We start from the raw sequence: 21,679 nt of genomic DNA, 5'->3' as shown, positions 1-21,679 counted from the left end.
TAAGGAGCCAATCATGCCCTATGCCAGCCCCCAAGCCGACAGCAAACTAACATCGGCCGTTACAACCAGTACGCTGCGCAAGATGAAAGCCGAAGGCGAAAAATTTATTACTGTCGCGCTGTACGATGCGCCGATGTCTGCCATGGCACAACGCTGTGGTGTGGAAGTGCTGCTGGTCGGTGACAGTCTAGGCATGACCGTCCTTGGGTATGACAGCACCATTCCCGTTACCATGGAACAAATGATTTATCACGTCGAAGCGGTCAGGCGTGGAAACGATAAATCACTGATCATGGGCGACATGCCCTTTATGACCTATTCCACACCAGACCTGGCCATGGAAAATGCCACTCGTATAATGCAGGCCGGTGCACATATGGTAAAAATCGAGGGCGGTGAATGGTTGGCACCCACTGTAAAAATGCTCGGTGAGCGCGGCATTCCAGTGTGCGCGCATCTGGGACTGACGCCTCAATCCGTCAACAAACTCGGTGGTTTTAAAGTTCAAGGGCGCAGCGACGATCAAGCCGACACCATTTTGAAGGACGCTATGCTTCTTGATGAGGCCGGTGCAGACCTGTTGGTTCTAGAATGTGTTCCAAGTGATTTAGCCAAGCGCATCACTGAGTCCGTTTCCATGCCTGTTATTGGCATCGGCGCTGGCCGAGACACCGACGCACAGGTACTGGTCATCAATGATATTTTAGGGCTGACAGAAAAACCGCCGAAATTCTCGAAGAACTTTTTAATTGAAGCTGGTGATATTCCCAGTGCGCTCAACAAATACGCTGCCGATGTAAAAGCCATGCGATTCCCGGCAGACGAACATTGTTTTAAATAGTGTTTTTTTGCGAATTATATACTGCAAGGTGGAAGCAATTCCCCTTGCAACTTAACCACATAACCATCCAATTCCTGCTCAAAACTTCGTAGATAGTTTCTCGCCTGTTCGTATTCCAGGAACTTACCTGAATAAATGGCCATCTGGCCATTACTTCTAAGCTTGCACAGAAGCTCAAGATTTTGATGCTGCTTTACGAAGCGACCTTCGTTCACAGCCTCTTTGAAAATCGCCAATTGAACCGTGTAAAAAATCTCTCCGACATCCGGCTGCCAATCATTCGCCAAACGCCCATCGATGCCCGCCGATTGAGCCGATACGGGGTTTTCTTTTACTTGCGGAGGTTGGTTGACTTGCTGTCGTTGGGCGAGCTGACTCTGTTGACGCTGATAATAAGCCGGCAATACCGTCGCCTCTTCCTCCACAACAGAAGAGGCGGCCTTATCAAGGTTCTTTTCTGGAGCGATGACGTTCAATTGCACGACATTATTGCGTCTTGGCCTTGGTTTATCCGCTTCCGCGGTAAGCTGAGCATTGTCCATCGCCGCGAGCGCCTGACTAATGGATGAATCTCCGAGATTAATATTGGCCAGGCTTTGCAAGCCGGAGACCCTCTCGGCAGGCTTAGCGCTCTTTTTATTTTGACTTGCCGTCACAGGAACCGGCGGCAACGCAGGTTTATTCGCCACCGGAGCTGCGGGCCGACTTTTCGAATACACAACAATCTTCTGGCGATCCAGGCAATCATGCATATCTTCATTCTGCAATTTTAACTCGTAGGCCTTCAGGCCTTTTTGACGCAAGCCCTGGATGTGTGATCTCAATTCCTGGCGGTTCGAAAATGCGCCACTGTACGCTACTAACCTTCCATTGCGGCGAGTTCGACACATAAAATCCACACCAGGATAACCCTGAATAAACGCTCGACGCTTTTTATCACTGGAAAAGCTGGCAATCTGAGCCGTGAAATAGCGGTTCAGATGAGTCGCGTGATTCGGCTTGACCTTCGAGATTGAATCCGGATGTGACAACACCAATAATTCCCGTTTGCTGTCACAACTGAACATGTCTTCCTGCTTTAAACGCAGGACATACGCATCACTGAAACGGCTTTTCAATTTGTGTTTTTGTTTTTTTGCAGCGGCAGCGGATCCAAAGGCACCGCTGTAAATGGTAAAACGACCATTGCGTCGCTGGCGACACAACATATCGTCGACTGAATTTTCGGAGACAAATTCTTCCTGCCCCGCCACATCTTCAAAGCTTGCGATTTGCACCGTGTAGTAGCTGGGCATAAACCGCCCATCACCCACATGATCCCCTGCAAAACTCAATGGGTCGCTTGCGGCTTCTGACACCGCCAGGTGGCTAAAGCTTTTGTCTTTATACATCTGTACCAGGCGAACGCCGGGCACCTGCCGACTCTTGTCAATCTGAACAACTCCGGGCCGCCAACGATCTGGGTCTAAAGCGCCGACCATCACCAGAGCGGTCATGGTATCCAACGCTTCCTGTTGCTGGGTAAATTCACCCACGTAAACAAACGCCTGATTGCCCGACAGCTGGGTTCGATGGAAAACAGAGAGGGCTTCTGGCAACTCAGGCATTTGATCGTCCATACTCAGAAGCTGAATAGAGTAACGTTGCCCAGCGGCGATTTGTGCCTCAATCGAATTGCTGTCACAACGGTAATGCTGGAGCAAGCCGGCACTTAGACAGAAACGGTCTTTATCCTCAGCCGTGGAGACACTCTCATTGGCACTGTCTTCGGCAGCAGACCGCCGCGAATCTTGATCGGTATTCTCAGACACTTGCACCGCTGATACTGCAGCCACAGTGTGGCAGCTCAAGGCCGTGATCAGCCAACAAACGCCCTTCCCTAAACCCATACGCCTTCCTAATGTTAAGTAAGCCGACAAGGCCTTGAAACAGGTAAGCTTCAGGCCGATAAGAGCCCCCTTGACCCAAGCCAAGAATTCAAAGAACTCGAGTTCAAATCAGGCTTTGGAGTTTGGATGCCAAGTTAATGCAGGGCTTCAGACTTACATTGTCTAATTTCACAATATAAGCGCCTAATTTATCCTGCCCAGGCAGGTCCTGCAAATGTGGATGGGCATCTTTGTAACTTTCGAAAACACCATAGTAAACCACAAAGGCGTTCCGGCTATTTCGACGACAGTACAGGGGGAATTGCCGGTACTTTTCAATGAGCTCGGCCCTGGCTTCCGCAGTGCGATACGCCCCAAGCTGAATAGTGAAAACCCGGTCATACTGAGCCGCCTGCAGATCCGAACTCATCAGGCAGGCCAATAATACAATGGATATCCATACTTTTATTGTCAACAGCACCGTAGAACCTCAACGACTATCAGGCATTATTCAATGGATGCTCAAATCCAAAGGCACAAAAAAGCCCGCCAACGGCGGGCTTAACTTTACCAACTAAGGAAAAGTGGCTTATTCGGCGTCGGCCTCAGGGGCTGATTCACCGGATTGGGCTTCACCCGCTTCTGCCGCAGCTTCCTTAATGGACAGCTTGATGCGGCCACGCTGGTCAACATCCAGGCATTTAACCTTAACCATTTGACCTTCTTCAAGGTAATCGGTCACAGCATTTACACGCTCTTCCGCAATCTGGGAAATATGAACCAGACCATCTTTACCTGGCAAGAAGTTTACAAATGCACCAAAGTCCACGATGCGAACCACTTTACCTTCATAGATAGCACCGATTTCAGCTTCAGCGGTGATCGCCTGGATTTTGTCCAGAGCCGCTTTCAATGAATCCGCATCATCACTGTAGATCTTCACAGTGCCATCATCTTCAATATCGATAGACGCGCCAGTTTCTTCGGTCAGGGCACGAATGGTCGCACCGCCTTTACCGATGATATCGCGAATCTTGTCGGGGTCGATTTTGATGGTTTCAAAGCGAGGCGCATTGTCGTTCACTTCTTCGCGAGCGGTTTCGATGACCTTGTTCATCTCGCCCAGAATGTGCAAACGTGCCGCCAGTGCCTGCTCCAAAGCGATGCTCATGATCTCTTCGGTAATACCTTCGATCTTGATGTCCATCTGCAGAGCAGTGATACCAGAAGAGGTGCCCGCTACTTTAAAGTCCATATCACCCAGGTGATCCTCATCACCCAGAATATCGGTTAGAACCGCAAAACCTTCGTCTTCTTTCACCAGACCCATAGCGATACCGGCAACAGGGGCTTTCAAAGGAACACCTGCATCCATCAACGCCAAGCTGGAACCACATACGGATGCCATGGAGGAAGAACCGTTGGACTCGGTAATCTCACTCACTACACGCATGGTGTATGGAAACGCCTCTTCGGTTGGCAGAACGGCAGCAACACCACGACGCGCCAAACGACCGTGGCCAATTTCGCGACGACCTGTACCGCCCATACGGCCGGCTTCGCCAACAGAGTATGGAGGGAAGTTATAGTGCAACATAAAATTGTCACGGCGCTCGCCTTCCAGAGCATCGATGATCTGGGCATCACGGGCAGAACCCAATGTGCTGACAACGATCGCCTGGGTTTCACCACGGGTGAACAGAGCCGAACCGTGCGCCTTCGGCAACACACCAACCTCCACTTCGATGGCGCGAACCGTTTTGTTGTCACGGCCGTCAATACGTGGCTCGCCGGCAACAACGCGGGAACGAACTGTTTTCTTTTCCAGCTTGCTGAAAATAGAGCGGACTTCATCAGCGCTTACACCAGCATCTTCGTTTGCCAGAGTCTCAGCTGCCTGATCACGCAAAGCACCCAAGGCGTTGTAACGCTCCATCTTATCGGTGATGCGATAAGCGTCGCCAATACCGCCACCAAACTGCGCGGCCACTTGCGCGCTCAATTCTTCATTTACAGCAGGAGCAGTCCACTGCCAAGCTTCCTTACCCGCTTCTGTAGCCAACTCGGCAACGGCCTGAATAACCGCTTGCAGCTCTTGGTGAGCGTACAGTACTGCGCCCAACATGATGTCTTCTGGCAATTCAGCCGCCTCAGATTCCACCATCAGAACCGCGTCTTGGGTACCGGCTACCACCATGTCCAACTCAGAACCTGCCAGAGCTTCATAAGTGGGGTTCAACAAATAGCCATCGGCTTCGGTATAACCGACACGAGCCGCACCAATCGGGCCGGCGAAAGGAATGCCAGAGATGGCCAAAGCCGCTGAAGTACCAATCATGGACGCAATATCCGGATCAGTTTTCTTGTCGGTGGACATCACGGTACACACGACCTGCACTTCATTCATAAAGCCGTTCGGGAACAGCGGACGAATCGGGCGGTCGATCAAACGAGAGGTCAATGTCTCTTTTTCAGATGGACGACCTTCACGCTTGAAGAATCCACCTGGAATCTTGCCAGCCGCGTAGGCTTTCTCGATGTAGTGTACTGACAGTGGGAAAAAGTCCTGGTCTTCACGAGCGCTCTTGGCACCAACTACGGTGGTCAATACGCTGGTTTCACCAATGGTTACCATAACCGCGCCTGTCGCCTGACGGGCGATTCGGCCGGTTTCCAGAGTTACGGTCTCATTACCGTATTGGAATGTCTTGATTACTGGATTCACGACGTTTCCTTCTTTTATCTTCTATATATGTCTTCTCTGCCCTCGGGCCCCATTGCCAGAGGGATTGATACAATTCGAGTGTCAGCTTTTATCAACGGGAACGAATCTCCTCCCGCCAATAAGTTCTGAACACCCTATACCGACACAGTCGGATTAACCAAACAGGCACCTTGCCCATTTGGGAAATTCAGGATAAACCCGCCGATCATCCTCGGGATGCGGCTGCTTTATCGAAACGAGGCCAAGTGGCCACATTTTTCAGAGGGGCAAAATAAAAAAGTGCCCGCAAGCGGGCACTTTCGAAGGTCTTATCGACGCAGACCCAACTTCTTAATCAGGGCGGCGTAACGATTCAAGTCCTTACCCTTCAAGTAATCCAGCAACTTGCGACGCTGGTTTACCATGCGGATCAGACCGCGGCGAGAGTGGTGATCTTGCTTATGATCAGAAAAGTGACCTTGCAGCTTGTTGATGTTGTGAGTCAACAGAGCTACTTGAACTTCTGGAGAACCAGTGTCACCTTCACCACGAGCATGTTCTTCAACAATCGCAGCTTTTTCTTGAGCACTTAGTGCCATAGTCATATCCTCGTTTAATATGCAATAAAGTCATTCAGCCCAGCCGTGCATATTTACAGCGGGGCTAAGCCCATCAGGGCATGCTGCCCGGCGATACATCTGCCAGGCGACCAACACGAGGTTGGATTCTGTATTTTAGCCGCTTTTAGCGACTAAACCTAAATAATTAGCTGGCCAATAAGCGCTTGGGCGCCACTCGACCATCATCCGTTAACTCAGCAACGCCTAAAAAACGTTCTGCGGAGTCAAAAACCCGCACCATATCACCTTCATCGCCCAGACGATAGACCTGGGCATCCATCACTGCATTGCCCTGCTTAAAGTAATAGGCAGAGTCATCTGGCAGCACCAGGCTCGGTAACTGAGCAACAGGTGCATCGACGGCCAGCAGGTGATGATCTAACTGCTCAGCCAATCCGTCACCACGCTCCTCGCCAAGCTTATCAAGGCTGATTGCCTGAGACTCTTCAAACGGACCTGCAGCCACGCGATGCAACACACTGACATGAGCACCACATCCCAACAATTCCCCTAAATCTTCAGCAATGCTGCGAATATAGGTTCCTTTGGAGCAGAAAACTTCCACATCAAGCTCGGCATAATCTTCACTCAGGCATTCTGAACTGCGATAGTCCAGCAGCTTCAGCTCATAAACCGTGACAGAACGTGGCTCACGCTCAACCACAATTCCCTGACGGGCGAGCTTATAAAGTGGCTGCCCCTGATGCTTTAGTGCCGAGTACATAGATGGCACTTGCTTGATATCGCCCCGAAAGTTTTCCAGGGCTGTCGCAATTCTCTCCTCGGTCAACTCATTGACCGAATGGCGAGCCCGGACTTCACCGTCCGAGTCTCCTGTTTCCGTACTGACGCCCAGGCAGAACGTGCTGCGGTAACGCTTGTCGGCATCCAAAAGATACTGGGAAAACTTGGTGGCTTCGCCAAAACACAAAGGCAAAACACCTGTTGCCAAAGGATCCAGAGCACCGGTATGCCCGGCTTTAGCAGCGAAAAACAAACGTTTTGCTTGTTGCAACGCATCGTTGGAGGTCATGCCGCCATCTTTATGCAGGACCAACACGCCATCAAGCGCGCGTCCTTTAAATCGTTTACGCCCCATAACTACTCTGCGCTTTCAGATTCGTCGCCATGATGAGCACGATCCTTGGCAACCGCATCGTCAATCAGTCGACTCATGCGGTTTCCGCTCAACGCGGTCGGATCATAATGGAACTGCAAACGAGGGGTAGTGCGCACATCTAGCTCGCGAGCCAACTGGCTGCGTAAGAATCCAGCGGCATTATTCAAAGCCAACGCCGCCTCTTCACACTTTTTCGGATCATCCTCGCCAACAAAAGCGACATACACCTTAGCCATGGATAGGTCACGACTGACTTGCACGTCGTTAACGTTCACCATCGGAACACGAGGGTCACGGACTTCAAACTGTATCAGCTGAGCCAAGCTACGCTGAATAGCATCGCCCAGCCGATCGGTACGCTTAAATTCTCTTGCCATTACTCGGGCGCCAGCTTACAGCTCGCGCGCAACCTCTTTCACGTCGTACACTTCGATCTGGTCACCGACTTTAACGTCGTAGTCTTTCACGCCGATACCACATTCCATACCATTACGGACATCCTGCACATCATCTTTAAAGCGACGCAGAGACTCCAGCTCACCTTCGAAGATCACAACATTGTCGCGCAGTACACGAATGGGCTTGCTTCGGTAAACTGTACCTTCGGTAACCATACAACCTGCGACTTGGCCAAACTTCGGAGAGCGGAATACTTCACGCACATCCGCAATACCGACAATTTCTTCGACGCGTTCAGGCTCCAACATGCCAGACAATGCGCCTTTCACTTCATCAATCAGCTGATAAATAATGCTGTAATAACGAATTTCAATGGATTCAGCTTCCGCCAGAGCACGAGTTGAGGCCGCCGCACGAACGTTAAAACCAATAATAATAGCGCCTGTGGTCAGTGCCAGGTTCACGTCGTTCTCGGTAATGCCGCCAACACCTGAGGAAACCACATTAACTTCGACTTCGTCGTTACCCACATCGGCCAATGCTGCCGCGATAGCTTCAAGAGAACCACGCACATCGGTCTTCAAGACAACAGGCAGGATTTTCTTATCCGCAGCACCCATGTTGGCAAACATGTTTTCCAATTTAGCCGCTTGCTGACGCTGCTGACGCTCCTGCTGAGCTTTATCAGCACGCTCAGTAGCGAGTTCACGTGCCTGACGCTCATCGGCCAGAACAGCAAACTCGTCACCCGCATTTGGAGCGGAATCCAAGCCCAGGATTTCAACCGGGGTTGATGGACCCGCGTCTTTTACTTGCTTGCCATGTTCATTCACCATGGCACGAACACGACCATAACTTTGGCCAGCCAGGATAACATCACCGCGCTTCAGACTACCGCCTTGAACCAGCAAGGTAGCGACAACACCGCGGCCTTTTTCCATACGAGATTCAACAACTACACCGCGAGCAGGTACGTTGATCGGCGCTTCCAATTCAAGCAGTTCAGCCTGCAAGGAAACCGCTTCAAGCAGCTCATCAATACCCTGACCTGTGTGGGCAGACACACTAATGAACTGAGTGTCGCCACCCCAATCTTCAGGAACCACTTCTTTCGCGACCAATTCGTTCTTAACACGATCAGGATCAGCGGTTTCTTTATCAATCTTGTTGATCGCTACGACCAAAGGCACACCAGCAGCACGAGCGTGTTGAATAGCCTCTTCGGTTTGTGGCATCACACCATCATCTGCAGCTACAACCAGAATAACCACATCGGTACATTGCGCACCACGCGCACGCATTGCAGTAAAGGCGGCGTGGCCCGGAGTATCCAAGAAGGCAATTTCACCATGACTGGTAGGCACACGGTAGGCGCCGATATGCTGGGTGATACCACCAGCCTCACCGGAGGTCACCTTTGTCTTGCGGATGTAATCCAGCAATGACGTTTTACCATGGTCAACGTGGCCCATGACTGTAACTACAGGTGAGCGTGGTGCTTTTTCACCATCTTCTGTAGACAAGCTTTGTTCCAGCTGGGTCTCAAGAGTGTTTTCAACTTTCTCAACCGCTTTATGGCCCATCTCTTCCACCAGCAAAGTGGCCGTTTCACTATCGATGGACTGGTTCAAGGTTGCCATTACGCCCATTTTCATCAGCGCTTTAACAACTTCGGCACCTTTCACCTTCATTTGCTGAGCCAGCTCAGAAACTACAATGTTCTCGCCAATCTCTACTTCGTGCACAATTTTTCCTGTTGGCCGTTTAAAGCCATGTTTATTACCAGCCAACTTAATCGATGCGCGCTTCGCGGGCCTACCGCTTGGCTTGGATCGACGCGGGGCTTCTTTCAGTACCGGCTCAATTTCATCATCCAATACTGACAAATCAACCTTCGGAGCCTTCTTGGTGCCAGTAGGCTTCTTAACAACCTTTTTAGGCTTATCAATCTCTTCCGGCTCTTCTTCGTGCTTAGCACGTTTCTTCGGAGCTTGACCGTGCTTACCCTTGTCTTCATCTTTGCTAGCCGCTTCAATCGCCGCGCGATCAGCTGGAGAGGCATCAGATTTAGGCTTACTGGACGTTTCCTGCTTTTTCTTTTGAGCAGTTTCTTCCTTGTTTCGCTGTGCTTCTTCCTCAGCCTTTCGGCGAGCTTCAATTGCAGCCATACGCTTCTGTTCTGCTTCATCAACAAAACTGGATGCCTGCTCTTCCTGTTTAGGGGCTTCCTCAACAGGACTTTCTTCTACCACCGACTCGGGTGTTTCCTGAACAGTTTCAGCAACAACGGGTTCTGGTTTTGGCTCCGGCTCAACCGCTTCAACAGCGACCTCTTCAACTGCTTGTACCTGCTCTTCCAGTTCCTGCTCTTCAATCGGGTCACGCTTAACATAAGTACGCTTCTTACGAACTTCAACGTTGACCGTTTTACGTGCAGCACCGCTGCCTGTTTTTAACGTGGTCGTGGTTTTACGCTTCAGAGTAATCTTTTTCGGCGCTTCGCCAGTATCACCATGACTGCTCTTTAAAAAAGCCAATAGGGTCTGCTTTTCTTCATCAGTCACTGTCTGCTCAGCAGACGTCTGCTGCAAACCTGCATCTTTCATTTGAGAGAGGAGCCTCTCAACTGAGGCACCTACGGATTTGGCAAGTTCGCTTACTGTTACTTCAGCCATTATCTTTCCTCAGTTATTCAATTATTCCGCGTCTTCTGCAAACCAGGGTTCACGCGCTTTCAAAATCAGGGCCGCGGCACGCTCTTCATCCATGCCGTCAATTTCCATCAATTCATCAACGGACTGCTCGGCAAGATCTTCCATCGTTGGAATACCACGACTGGCCAACTGAACGGCCAAGGCCTTGTCCATGCCTTCCATTGTCAACAGGTCTTCAGCAGGCTGAGCACTTTCGATGGCTTCTTCCGTCGCCAATGCTTGTGTTAACAAGGCATCTTTCGCACGCGCACGCAGCTCTTCAGCAATGTCTTCATCAAAGCCTTCAATGTTCAACATTTCTTCCAGAGGCACATAAGCAACCTCTTCCAAAGAGGTGAAGCCCTCTTCAACCAAAACGCCAGCAACATCCTCATCAACATCCAGAGCTTCCATAAAGAGCTCCATGTAGTTGCCACTTTCGGCCTGCTGTTTTTCTTCCCACTCGGCAACGCTCATGACGTTGATTTCCCAACCGGTGAGCTCAGAAGCCAAGCGAACATTCTGACCAGCACGACCAATAGCCTGGGCCAAATTGTCATCTTCAACAGCGACATCCATTGAAGAAGAATCTTCATCAACGACAATGGATTCAATCTCAGCAGGAGCCATCGCATTAATAACAAACTGAGCCGGGTTGTCATCCCATAAAACGATATCGATGCGCTCGTTGCCCAATTCATTGGACACGGCCTGAACTCGAGAACCGCGCATACCCACACAAGCACCAACTGGATCGATTCGTCCGTCGTTAGTAGAAACCGCAATCTTCGCTCGAGAGCCTGGATCGCGTGCAGCACCTTTGAGGTCGATAACTTCTTCTGAAATTTCAGGCACTTCGATTTTAAATAATTCGATCAGCATACCCGGCGCAGAGCGGCTTAGGTACAGCTGTGGACCACGAGCTTCGGGGCGAACATCCATCAGGAAAGCTCGCACTCGATCTCCCATACGGAAAACTTCGCGACCGACCAACTGATCACGCGCAAGCAAACCTTCAGCATTATTCCCCAAGTCAACAATGATGTTGTCGCGAGTAACTTTTTTGACGGTTCCACTGATCAACTCGCCAACTTTATCGCGGTACTCATCAACAATCTGGGCGCGTTCAGCTTCGCGCACTTTCTGCACGATGACCTGCTTAGCAGTTTGTGCTGCGATTCGACCAAAATCGACGTTTTCGATTTGCTCTTCATGCACATCACCAATGTTCAATTCAGGATTAGCTTCAGCGGCCTCTTCCGTGGTGAACTGCGTGCCCAAAATTGCCAGAGTATCATCGTCAACTACTTCCCAGCGGCGGAAGGTTTCGTAATCACCCGTGCGGCGATCAATCACCACATAGATATCTGATTCTTCTTCGTAACGTTTTTTAGCCGCAGTCGCCAGAGCCAATTCAATAGCTTCAAAAATGATTTCCCTGTCGACGCCTTTCTCATTGGAAACCGCATCAGCTACCAATAAAATTTCTTTACTCATAAGTGCCTCTTAATCCACCACTTAATTGCAATCGCATTAGTTAATATCGAAGCCTTTAAAAGCTTGGCTCGACATTGGCTTTTTCAATCCACTCAATTGGCAGTACATACTCTTCGTTATCGACTACCAACAAAATTTCGTCGCCTTCAACACCATTCAGCAGCCCCTGAAACTTACGACGGCCTTCAAAGGCTTGACGCAAACGCAGGCTAACCTTTTCACCAACATACTGCTGATACTGCTCAATGGTATATAAAGGACGATCCAAACCCGGAGAAGATACCTCCAGGGTGTACTCGCCGGTAATAGGATCTTCAACATCCATCACCGCGCTTACCTGTCGACTGACCTGTTCACATTGCTCCAAGCCAACTCCATCAGGCGACTCGATATAGAGTCTTAAGGTTGTGTGACGACCCTGTGACAAATACTCCAGGCCCCACAGCTGGCAACCAAGGGATTCTACCACTGGCCGCAGTAGCTCCTCCAATTGCTGTTTAGATGCCATAAATCTTTTTCCCGGCGGTCAATACCACCTATAGACAGCTACAAAAAATGGGCCTAAAGCCCATTTCCATCATTTGGCGCAAAATTCGCCAACGCTCAGATACGAAAAAGCCCCTAATAAGGGGCCTATCGAAGGCGTCCACACTACCAAATTAAGTAATGCCACGCGCTGAATTTGGTAGCGGGGGCTGGATTTGAACCAACGACCTTCGGGTTATGAGCCCGACGAGCTACCAAGCTGCTCCACCCCGCATCAACATGGTTAAAAGGGCTTGCCCTCAACCAAGGCCGCGAATTATAGGGAGGCCCATGGGGGGCGTCAAGTCCTTTATTACAGTTTTGTCTTATTTCTCAATACCTTGTCTATTATTAAAGCAAAATGTAAAAAGGGCGCCCTATTCCGCCTAACGGCGCGTAGATGGCGCCACACGGTCAAGCATTAACGCAAAGTCGCGATATCATTATATAGTTATCAGATTCATTCTTTGCCCTTGGTATACAATTCCGGGGTTATTTGTCAGTTTGCGGATCCGAATTATGTTAAAACGTTGCTTATTGCCTCTCACTGTTGGCTGCCTTGCTCTCAGCGCCCCAAGTTTTGCCTTCAAGCTAATTGGCCCCAAGTGGGAAAATGGTAATGTCAGCTTTGATACCTCATTTCCAGGCAATCACAACCCCAACGGTTTCAATTGGGGCACAGCCATGAGGGAAGCAGCGAACAAATGGGGAACCCAAGTTGATGGCCTGAACCTGAATTACAGCTCAAATGGTGGCCACCCCTGTGCGGGCTATGTCTCAGCATTTCCGGAAGACAACCAAAATGCCAGCGGCTTTTATACAGACTCCTGCGGAGAAGCCTTTGGTACCGACGTTATAGCAGTCACGCTGTCTCGCAGCATTGGCTCCCGCTACAGCGAATCTGACATCGTCTTTAACAGCAGCGAATCCTGGAGCGTATATGACGGCAGCACTCGATCATCCCTGGATTTTCGCCGAGTAGCCGTGCATGAGTTTGGGCATTTAATTGGTCTGGACCATGAAGAAACCAATGCCGCTATTATGGCCCCCTTTATTGGCAGCATATTTGACCCGACAACGGACGACCTCACAGGGGCCCGCACTATCTATTCACAAGCAACCGGTGGTGGCGGTAACACTCCTGCTATTCGCGCCAGCCTGGAAGAGCCGTCATCCAGTCAAGCTGCCAACGGTGTCACCAATATCCGAGGCTGGGCCGTCGGCCTTAACACGATTCAGCGTATCGCCCTCTATATAGACAATGCTTATGTGAGCGACATTCCCTATGGAGGCGAGCGCGCCGATGTGGGCCAAACGTTCTCCAATTACCCGAATGCCTCAAAGTCAGGCTTCTCCATGATCTACAACTGGGGCAACCTGTCTACCGGTCAGCACACAATGGAGATTCGTGCGTTTGACAGTTCAGGTGGCGTGGAATCTCAAAGCACCACCTTTACCGTACACGCCTTCGATAACGCCTTTATCAGTGACCCAAATCAAGTAGAAATCCTCAGTGCCGCGACAGTTACCGATCCTCGTACTATCACGCTTGACCAAGTCAGGGCAGACGGCAAAACGTACAAGGTCGTCTTACGCTGGAATACCGCCACACAGAAGTGGGATGTCGCCGAAATTAACTAGCATCCCCTAAATCGAGCCGACCAGGGCTATTTATCTGCCAATGATCAGTAGTTGCTGGAACCGGCCAGAGATTCCGCTAAATTTGCCTATGCCCATATAAAAAGCATCAAATTTGGGATTTTTAACCCTCGAAATAGAGACTTAAACATCAAAATTTGGCCTTTTAGTGAACTAACATACGCTTTTCGCCTTGGATAAGATTGCATTATCCGCATAGATGGCCAATAATCGACCATTGTGTTTTTTTGGGATTTTCAGACCCTGAAACTCCCGCAAAATCAGGCGCTTAGAAAGCAAAGTTTGCAAACTACGTCTATAATTGACTCAGGCTCAAATGGATAACGTGAGACCATGAAGAAATCAGCTAGAGTTTTACTGGCAGGGGCACTCGGTGCCGCTATTGCTTTTCCTGTCCAGTCCTTCGAATTAATCGGTCCTCGCTGGCGCGATAACCAAGTAACGATTAACTATATTCCTATTGTTCCAGGTGCACCTTTGCAAGGCCTGACCATCTGGAACGATGCCATGTCTGAAGCCATTGATTCCTGGGCTCAGGGGTCGTCCGGCCTCCAGATTAACAAAGTGGCTGCAACAGCAGACCCTTGTGCAGGCATTGCCAACGCTTCTGGTGGATTTGTGTCCCCTCATGATGGCAACCTTTCAGGTGTATCTTTTGCCGGGACCGTGTGTGGTACAGCGTGGAATGCTGGCACCCTAGCCGTAAACGTTCAGTTTTCAAGCGGTGGCTTTTATAGCAATAGTGACATTCTGTTTAACTCCGGTGTCAACTGGGATGTATACAGCGGTCCAATCCGGACCAATATTTTCGATTTTAAGCGAGTTGCAGTTCACGAACTGGGGCACTTATTTGGCTTGGACCACGAAACAACCAACTTGTCGATTATGGCGCCGTTTTACGATGACGCTATCAATATTAACGACGCCAATATGGAGCGTCCAACCCCCGACGATTTCGAGGGTCTAAACGCCCTATATGCAACCCCGAATTCTCCCCTAGTCGTTAATCTGGAAGAGCCAAGCACCAATCAAATTTCTTCCGGTGTCGGTAATGTTCGAGGCTGGGCCGTAGCGGCATCAGGTATTGCGGAAGTTGAGATTTATATTGATAACGACCTTCAGGGCAACAGCCCATACGGCAGTGCCCGAAGCGATGTCGGTTCCAACTACCCAAGCTACCCCAATGCCGGCAATTCCGGTTTTTCAATGACCGTAAACTGGTCAGAGTTCGATGAAGGTCCGCATACGGTAATTGCGCGTGCAATTGATAAGCTTGGAAACATTGCCACTGACAGCGGATTAGCCATCGTTAAAAAGTTTGGCACCAATTTTATTTCTTCATCAAACCTTGTGAAACTGGCCGGCTCTGTGAGCACCGCCGGAGATCAGGTGACCCTTGACGATGTCATGGTAGAAGGCAAGCCTTACCGGGTAATTTTGAAGTGGAACACGGCCAGCCAGCAATTCGACATCATTAACATCATCAAACTATTTTGAGAGCCAGGCTCTAGGATATTAAAGGTATAAGCAATGAACACTTTACGTAGCACTTTCACAACCGCCGTACTGGCATGTGCCATGATCCTACCTGCGACTAATGCCTCTGCTAGCAGCGTAGCTCAAAAAACCGTCAGCGAATTGGCGACCACCTCCGACATGATTTTTGAAGGCCAAGTTGTTGGCATTCGCTCTGAAACCGTCGGCAAAAAGGTATTCACCTATGTGACTTTTGAAGTTGCCGATGTCGTTCGGGGCAAGTACGCACAAAATACTGTAGAACTGCGCTATCTTGGCGGTACCGCCAATGGCGTCACCATGCGAGTCGGCGACATGAAACTGCCTTCTTTTGGTGAGCGCGGTGTTTATTTTGTTGAAAAAATGGATGGCAGTACTGTTCACCCTCTACGAGGTTGGGGCCAAGGTCACTTTATCGTCAAACCCGGCAGTGCTGGAGACAGTATGTATAACAGCCTGGGCCAGGCCATCACGTCGATCAGTACCGGCAAAACCGCCGACAGCAGCCAGCTTAAGATCAACAATCATACCGCTGCCGGAGTATCGACGGATACCGGTGCAAAACAGGTTATGGACCTGACTTCATTTAAGGATGCTATTCGAGGCCTGAAATAATGAAAATTTGGCAAGCAGCGGCACTAACGCTCAGTGCCGCCATTGCCTCTACCGCTAGCGCCTATCAAGTCAGTGGCTCAAAGTGGGAAGACGGCAAATTTAGATTGTATGTAGGTATTCCAGCGACCGTACCTTCACTGGATTTGGATAACAATCCAATTACATGGAATTTTATTGTTCAACAAGCCGCAGTGGCTTGGGACAACCCCGTTCAGGGGCTCGACATTACGATTATCAATGAAACCCGTAATCCATGTGACGGATACACCGGGACAGCAGGCGCTGTTATTGGCACTCCTGTCGTTAACCCTAATGCCAGCAACCCAGCACGTGGCACCACGGCAGCCGTTGAAAACGGTATTGGACTCGACGACGATGTTTGCGGTAGCGAATTTGGCAGCGATGTATATGCCGTTACCTTGCTGAGAAGCATATCCAATCAGCCCGCTCGCTATCAGGAAGCGGATATCATATTCAATAACAGCTTTCAGTATGATATCCACAACAATAGCTTTTCCTCTTCAGCGACACCAGGCTCAGCAACCACCCCACTGGATGCAAGGCGACTCGCGATCAAACAAATCGGCTTTGCCCTAGGCTTGATAGAAGAACCTAATATTCCATCTATCATGCACCCGAACTCGGCAACACGTTCGATCACCAATCCGACAAGCGATGACCTTCAGGGTATGCGGATCCTGTACCCCAACCCGGTCACCAGCACCGATCCGGACATTCGCTTAGCGGTAGAAGAGCCGAACAATAGCCAGATCAAAAGCGGTATCAGCAATATCCGTGGCTGGGCGATTGGCTTAAAAGATATTCGATTGGTTGAATTAAGCATCGACGGTGGAGCCTTCCAACCGGTTCCTTACGGCAGTGTACGATCCGATGTAGCTAGTACGTTCAGCCAGTACCCCAAGTCAGGCAATTCGGGATTCTCGATGATCTTTAACTGGGCATCGCTCACTAATGGTCAACATCAGATATCAGTTCGCGCCTACGATGTGGATGATAATGTCGTAACAGTAAACCGCAGCTTTACCGTTGCACGCTTCAACGACAGCTTTATCGACAATGTTAATATTGCGGGTAGCAGCTCTATTAGCAACCAGAAGACCGTAACGTTGAATAACGTGAACGCTGACAATGTCAACTACACCGTTAGATTGGAATGGGACAACGCCGCCCAGAAATTTAACGTCATCAGCACCCAAGCTGAGTAATAGCCACTCTCTGCGAATAAGGAACCACAGTTCCTTATTCGCTATCTTCTTACCTTTCCAATGTATTCTTTAAATCGACCAAACCCTTATTTTGAGACAGCGACTCATACTTCAAAAGCTCGGTAATAGCGTCAATCTGTTCCTGCTTCGATAACCCCAGGGTCGCAAAGTCAGCCACCAATTTATCAACCAGTAACTGCAACTCTGCAACTGCTTCTTTGTTTCTAGGATGCTCCTGATACGCCGCATCAAAATAGAACAGCGCACCGTTCACATCGCCGAACTGCATCGCCTGACGCCCTTCCTCCAGTTTCGCCAGAATACTCTGTTGCTGCGCAGGAGGTAGATCCGCAAAAGGGATATCCGGGCCCGCCTCAGGCTGAAAGAACGCCACATAAACAGCAAACCCTGCCAGCATAGCCGCCATAGCAAAACTGAGACGTTTAACCAAAAGCCCGGAGCCCGAAAACTTGCGTTGAAACGTAATAGCGTCATCAAAGCGCCCTTCGCGCTTAAATTGAAGGGCAGTACTTATGGCTTGCCATTGATAACCCTTCAAATTTTTGAGTTTCTTAACGTTAAGCTTTTCCTTTTCAGCTTCCAGAGCAGAGCGACGTCCAAATGGATGGTTTCCATTAAGAAGCTCGTAAGCGATCAACCCCAAAGCGTATACATCATCGCTAGGGTGTGGATCTTCTCCGCCAAACATTTCATAGCTGGCGTAAGTCGGCGTCAACCCTACCAGTTCATCGGGGTCAGCGGCCTGCTCTTCCCCTTGCGCAAATGCTCTCGCAATACCGAAGTCCAGGATTTTTATTTCACCAGCCTCGGTCACGAACACATTTTCCGGCTTCAGATCGGAGTGAATGATATTGCGTTGATGCGCATAAGACACACCATTGGCGATATCATTAATAAAGCGAATTTTTTCCTCCGCACTGCCCTCCCCGGCTTGAATGTAATCGTCAAGAGTTTGCCCCTTCAGGGACTCCATTGTCATATAGTAGATGTCATCATCTCGATCAAAATCGTAGACGGTAATAATATTCGGGTGTGCGAGTGTCTGTGATTTTTTGGTTTCTCGTTGGAGAGCAATAACGGCTTTTGAATTTTTCTGTAAAAGCCCGGTAATCACCTTGATGGCAACATACGGATTGGGGTCACGCGCTTCTTCTTTACGCAGATCCCTTGCATGGAATACGGCCCCCATCCCCCCTTCACCCAGCTTACGCTCGAGAACAAAGCGATCCTTAATCACATACCCTTTAACCATTTTGGCCAAAGGCGACGCCGATGGTGCATTGTTGGAGATACCTGGCGCTCGAGTACCATCAGACACCAAGGTCTGAGCAGATGTGCCGACAACCGTCGAGTCATCAGCCAGAACCGTTGCTTCCTGACCGGCGACCACCGTCGCATCATCAGCGGGACCGGAAACAACAACCGTGGTTTCATCCGCCCCACCCGATGAAGAGTCTGCCAGAATGGTCGTTTCATCCCCAACGATTCGTGTTTTTTCCTCGGATTCAGCCCTCTCCTTGGGTAACACGACCGTTTTATCTTCATCAAACTTATCTGCTATACGGGTTTTATCGGCATCGCCGGAGACCACAGTTTCGTTTGTAATTTTTGTTTTATCGTCACTCATATCAAAATGATCTCTAATGTAAACGGTCAATTTTTTTCAGTAAATCGGGCCAGTTCTTCAGCCAACAGCAGGAGTGATCAACCTTTTCCAACACGAGAAGTTCACCGCCATGCTTCTTCACAAAAGCCTCAACAAACTCAGGCTTGATATTTTTATCCTCAGAGCCAACGATGTGTAAGGCTGACACCCCATTGAGCTCAGCATCATTCATCGGATTCAGGGAGTCCGTCAAGGGTAAATAAGAGAAGCTTTCCGTCCAGGCTTGATGATCAAGGTTACCCGCAAGGGTGATCACTGTTGATACAGCCTCCAATCGTTCAGCCAGCAACACGGCAAGGGCTCCTCCGCCGCTATAGCCTATCAGTTCCAGGCGTTTAATCGTGCCGCCGTACTTCTGATCCAAAAAACGCTTCAGGGACGAGGTCATGGAGTCCACCACCTCTTTTGAATATCGCCGGTCAGTCCATAGCGAAGGATCGCAGGCCAACTCGAGACCATGATAACAGGGGCGCCCTAGATACAGCGCGGGAGAAGGATCAAGCCCCATTAATCTCAGAGCGACTGGCTTAGCTGGTGTTGGATCATCGTTGACATATCGGCCATGCAACCAAGGGCTTCCGTCGCCGCTGAGGTACACCCTTAACACGTCGCTTACATGCCCGGGTTTAAACACCAGCCAATGTCGATACCCCTGACCATCCAACCAAAACGATTGCAAGTTATGCTGCTCAACATAAACCGAGTAATCAAATCGCTGATTGCTGCACGACGGTATGAAAAGAACCAGGAAGAGCATCAGGCAGCGTCGAGTTTTGGACACCGCCATTATTGACTTCCATAGCTCCAATTGGGTTTAGCTGCCCTTAGGAACAAAGAAAAAATCACCAATTTCATGGCCTGCACCCTTGATGGTTTTGTAGACCGGTTCCTGAAGAAATTCATATTTCCCAGCCTCATCTGTCACCTTGGACTTAATGCCCTGAAACAATTCTGGTGCAGCGAGGATTCGCTTGTTGTCTTTCAATTTATCCAACAACGCTGTCGCAAAAACCGAGTGGCCGTTGTCACCATTATCAATCACCGGACGATCGCCCCCCGATGTCAGCAGCAAACGTGAACGGCGCGGCAGCTTATACTTGATGTATTCCTTCGTTTGCTGCTCAGTTTTCTTATCACCCGCAAAGAACAAATAGCCAGGTGAACTGGACAATAAGCCCGCATAGCAAGAATCTGAAATGACAAACACACGGCGGGCTTTCAACCGTGCCAAATGATTGGTTACGAACTCATTCGGCACCCAGCTACTATCATCTGGCGGTGGGTTCGCATTTACCGGCAACCAGTAACCCGCTTCTCGTTCACCGGTACTGATGCGGTTGCCATGGCCAGCATAATAAATCAGCAAGTTATCGTTCTCTTCGAGTTGTTCACTGAGTGCATTCACCGCTTTCATCACACTGAGCCGATCGCCATTGAGAAGAAGCTGGACCTCAAAGCCATACTGCTTATCCAGTAGCTCAGCCAGCTCTTTAACGTCGTTTCGCACCGTACTGAGATCATTCAGCATGGCATAATCTTGGTTACCAATGATAAGGGCGTAATATTTTCCGAAATTCAAATCGTCCAATTTAATGTCATTAGCGCTGCCACTTTTTTCCATTTCTAATGTTGGCGCGGAATCGTACTGGCTCACCGCAACAGGTGTCCGTAATACCAAGCCTTCCAATTTGGTTTTGGCCGCCTTCTGAGATTCCCTCAACCCCTTAACCAAACCTTTCAGAAGGCTTAATTCAGACTTCTGCTGCGCATTCAACGCCTGCGTGTTTTTCAAGCCTTTGTTCTTTTCTTCCAGGCTCTCTATTTGCGTTTCCAGCAACTTTAACTGAGCATCCTTTTCAGCGAGTTCAGCCTCCAACTCTTTTCTAAGCGCAGCTTGCTGTTCATTTGCCACAGACTGAAACATCACACTATCTTCAGGCAGTCCCCAAGCTTTGCGGTACCAGTTAAGCGCCAGCACCTGGTTCTTTTCTACTCCGAGGCCCTGCTCATATAGTGTACCGAGATTAAACTGCCCACGTTTATTTCCTTGCTCTGCAGCCTTGGTATACCAAACCAAAGCGGCCTCGTAATTCGGATCGCCTCCGAGGCCTTTTTCAAAGATTTCCCCCACATTGACCTGAGCTTCCGCATCGCCTTGCTCGGCTGCTGGCATCCAGACCTTCAGAGCGGTCTTATAGTTCGCTCTGTCATAAGCGGTGTATTCGCCGCCACGGATATTGCAATCGGCCGCGGTGGTCTTTATGGGGCGCCTGGCCGTCATATACGTTGTGCGCCCCAGCTTTCGAAGCTGCCCAGGCAGAAGACAATCAACAACGTACAAGCCGCTGATTTCGTCCTGAACACTGGCGGGTTTGGCGAGTAGCTCGGTTGCGGGCAACAACAGAGAGCCCAGCGCAGCGGCCAACAATTGGTTGAGCGGCCTTTTCCACTGAATTGAACGAGAAAACATATTCGATACCTTTGGCAATATTGCACGTCTAAAATAGGGCAGCATCAGGATAAGCGCCATTACGAGCGCTTACCAGTCTAATAGACTGATATATGGCGATATACCACCAAAACTTAGTATGAATGATAGGCTTGTATAAGTCTCAGAGACAACCGTATTCCCTAGGCTTTCGGGGCCCGGGCGGCGGATTCTAACAGGGAAACTTCTATGAAAGGCGTGCCTAAAAGTACCCAAAGGGGC

The 21,679-nt window shown here is 49.8% G+C and carries 17 protein-coding genes and 1 tRNA gene; 5 read left to right on the top strand and 13 right to left on the bottom strand.

Going from position 1 to position 21,679, the window contains the following annotated elements; translation table 11 throughout:
- The first annotated feature begins 13 nt into the window (after nt 1–13).
- A complete protein-coding gene (gene panB, locus ABWW03_RS19245) occupies nt 14–841 on the top strand; it encodes a 3-methyl-2-oxobutanoate hydroxymethyltransferase (RefSeq protein WP_353411183.1) in 828 nt (275 codons plus the stop codon).
- 14 nt (nt 842–855) lie between these two features.
- Here panB and ABWW03_RS19240 read toward each other — a convergent pair whose 3' ends face one another.
- From ABWW03_RS19240 to ABWW03_RS19195, 10 genes are all read right to left on the bottom strand, one after another.
- The gene (locus ABWW03_RS19240; protein WP_353411181.1) at nt 856–2,730 is read right to left on the bottom strand and encodes an SPOR domain-containing protein; all 1,875 of its coding nucleotides are present in this window, start codon (nt 2,728–2,730) and stop codon (nt 856–858) included.
- 103 nt (nt 2,731–2,833) lie between these two features.
- Complete coding sequence (locus ABWW03_RS19235) at nt 2,834–3,139, bottom strand: SPOR domain-containing protein (protein WP_353411179.1); 306 nt, start codon at nt 3,137–3,139, stop codon at nt 2,834–2,836.
- 159 nt (nt 3,140–3,298) lie between these two features.
- A complete protein-coding gene (gene pnp, locus ABWW03_RS19230) occupies nt 3,299–5,434 on the bottom strand; it encodes a polyribonucleotide nucleotidyltransferase (protein WP_353411177.1) in 2,136 nt (711 codons plus the stop codon).
- A 308-nt stretch (nt 5,435–5,742) separates the two neighbouring features.
- Nucleotides 5,743–6,012, bottom strand: a complete 270-nt coding sequence (rpsO, locus tag ABWW03_RS19225; RefSeq protein ID WP_353411175.1) for a 30S ribosomal protein S15 — start codon at nt 6,010–6,012, stop codon at nt 5,743–5,745.
- Nucleotides 6,013–6,178: 166 nt separating this feature from the next.
- Nucleotides 6,179–7,132 (bottom strand): tRNA pseudouridine(55) synthase TruB, encoded by a 954-nt coding sequence (gene truB, locus ABWW03_RS19220; protein WP_353411173.1) that lies wholly within the window; start codon nt 7,130–7,132, stop codon nt 6,179–6,181.
- Between the two features lie 2 nt (nt 7,133–7,134).
- The gene (rbfA, locus tag ABWW03_RS19215) at nt 7,135–7,530 is read right to left on the bottom strand and encodes a 30S ribosome-binding factor RbfA (RefSeq protein ID WP_353411171.1); all 396 of its coding nucleotides are present in this window, start codon (nt 7,528–7,530) and stop codon (nt 7,135–7,137) included.
- Nucleotides 7,531–7,545: 15 nt separating this feature from the next.
- Entirely contained in the window at nt 7,546–10,227 is a 2,682-nt protein-coding gene (gene infB, locus ABWW03_RS19210) for a translation initiation factor IF-2 (protein WP_353411168.1), read from the bottom strand.
- Nucleotides 10,228–10,248: 21 nt separating this feature from the next.
- Nucleotides 10,249–11,742 carry a transcription termination factor NusA gene (nusA, locus tag ABWW03_RS19205; protein WP_353411166.1) on the bottom strand — a complete coding sequence of 498 codons (1,494 nt, stop codon included), beginning with the start codon at nt 11,740–11,742 and terminating at the stop codon, nt 10,249–10,251.
- 55 nt (nt 11,743–11,797) lie between these two features.
- Nucleotides 11,798–12,250: a ribosome maturation factor RimP gene (gene rimP / locus ABWW03_RS19200; protein ID WP_353411164.1), complete on the bottom strand. Its 453-nt coding sequence runs from the start codon at nt 12,248–12,250 to the stop codon at nt 11,798–11,800.
- Between the two features lie 175 nt (nt 12,251–12,425).
- Nucleotides 12,426–12,502 (bottom strand) — tRNA-Met (locus tag ABWW03_RS19195).
- Between the two features lie 284 nt (nt 12,503–12,786).
- Between ABWW03_RS19195 and ABWW03_RS19190 the strand changes: the two genes are divergently transcribed.
- The 4 genes from ABWW03_RS19190 (at nt 12,787) to ABWW03_RS19175 (ending at nt 17,282) form a co-directional block, all read left to right on the top strand.
- Nucleotides 12,787–13,908, top strand: coding sequence for a matrixin family metalloprotease (locus ABWW03_RS19190; protein ID WP_353411162.1), 1,122 nt, complete (start codon nt 12,787–12,789; stop codon nt 13,906–13,908).
- Nucleotides 13,909–14,259: 351 nt separating this feature from the next.
- The gene (locus tag ABWW03_RS19185; RefSeq protein ID WP_353411160.1) at nt 14,260–15,423 is read left to right on the top strand and encodes a matrixin family metalloprotease; all 1,164 of its coding nucleotides are present in this window, start codon (nt 14,260–14,262) and stop codon (nt 15,421–15,423) included.
- A 33-nt stretch (nt 15,424–15,456) separates the two neighbouring features.
- Entirely contained in the window at nt 15,457–16,056 is a 600-nt protein-coding gene (locus ABWW03_RS19180; protein WP_353411158.1) for a hypothetical protein, read from the top strand.
- The gene (locus ABWW03_RS19175) at nt 16,056–17,282 is read left to right on the top strand and encodes a hypothetical protein (protein WP_353411156.1); all 1,227 of its coding nucleotides are present in this window, start codon (nt 16,056–16,058) and stop codon (nt 17,280–17,282) included. The genes ABWW03_RS19180 and ABWW03_RS19175 overlap by 1 nt, the downstream gene beginning before the upstream one ends.
- Before the next feature lie 49 nt (nt 17,283–17,331).
- Here the strand turns inward: ABWW03_RS19175 and ABWW03_RS19170 are convergent, their stop codons facing one another.
- Genes ABWW03_RS19170 through ABWW03_RS19160 form a run of 3 tightly spaced genes read right to left on the bottom strand, consistent with a single transcriptional unit; the run spans nt 17,332 to nt 21,439 of the window.
- On the bottom strand, nt 17,332–18,930 hold the full coding sequence (locus ABWW03_RS19170) for a serine/threonine protein kinase (protein WP_353411154.1): 1,599 nt from the start codon (nt 18,928–18,930) through the stop codon (nt 17,332–17,334).
- A gap of 13 nt (nt 18,931–18,943) precedes the next feature.
- Nucleotides 18,944–19,756 (bottom strand): hypothetical protein, encoded by an 813-nt coding sequence (locus ABWW03_RS19165; protein WP_353411152.1) that lies wholly within the window; start codon nt 19,754–19,756, stop codon nt 18,944–18,946.
- 27 nt (nt 19,757–19,783) lie between these two features.
- Nucleotides 19,784–21,439 carry a caspase family protein gene (locus tag ABWW03_RS19160; protein ID WP_353411150.1) on the bottom strand — a complete coding sequence of 552 codons (1,656 nt, stop codon included), beginning with the start codon at nt 21,437–21,439 and terminating at the stop codon, nt 19,784–19,786.
- Nucleotides 21,440–21,679: the final 240 nt, after the last annotated feature.

This window comes from Pseudoteredinibacter isoporae (genome assembly GCF_040372805.1).
In the GTDB taxonomy this organism is placed as follows: domain Bacteria; phylum Pseudomonadota; class Gammaproteobacteria; order Pseudomonadales; family Cellvibrionaceae; genus Pseudoteredinibacter; species Pseudoteredinibacter isoporae_A.
The sequence above is the reverse complement of the archived record's forward strand: the minus strand, read 5'-3'. Positions and strand labels throughout refer to the sequence as shown.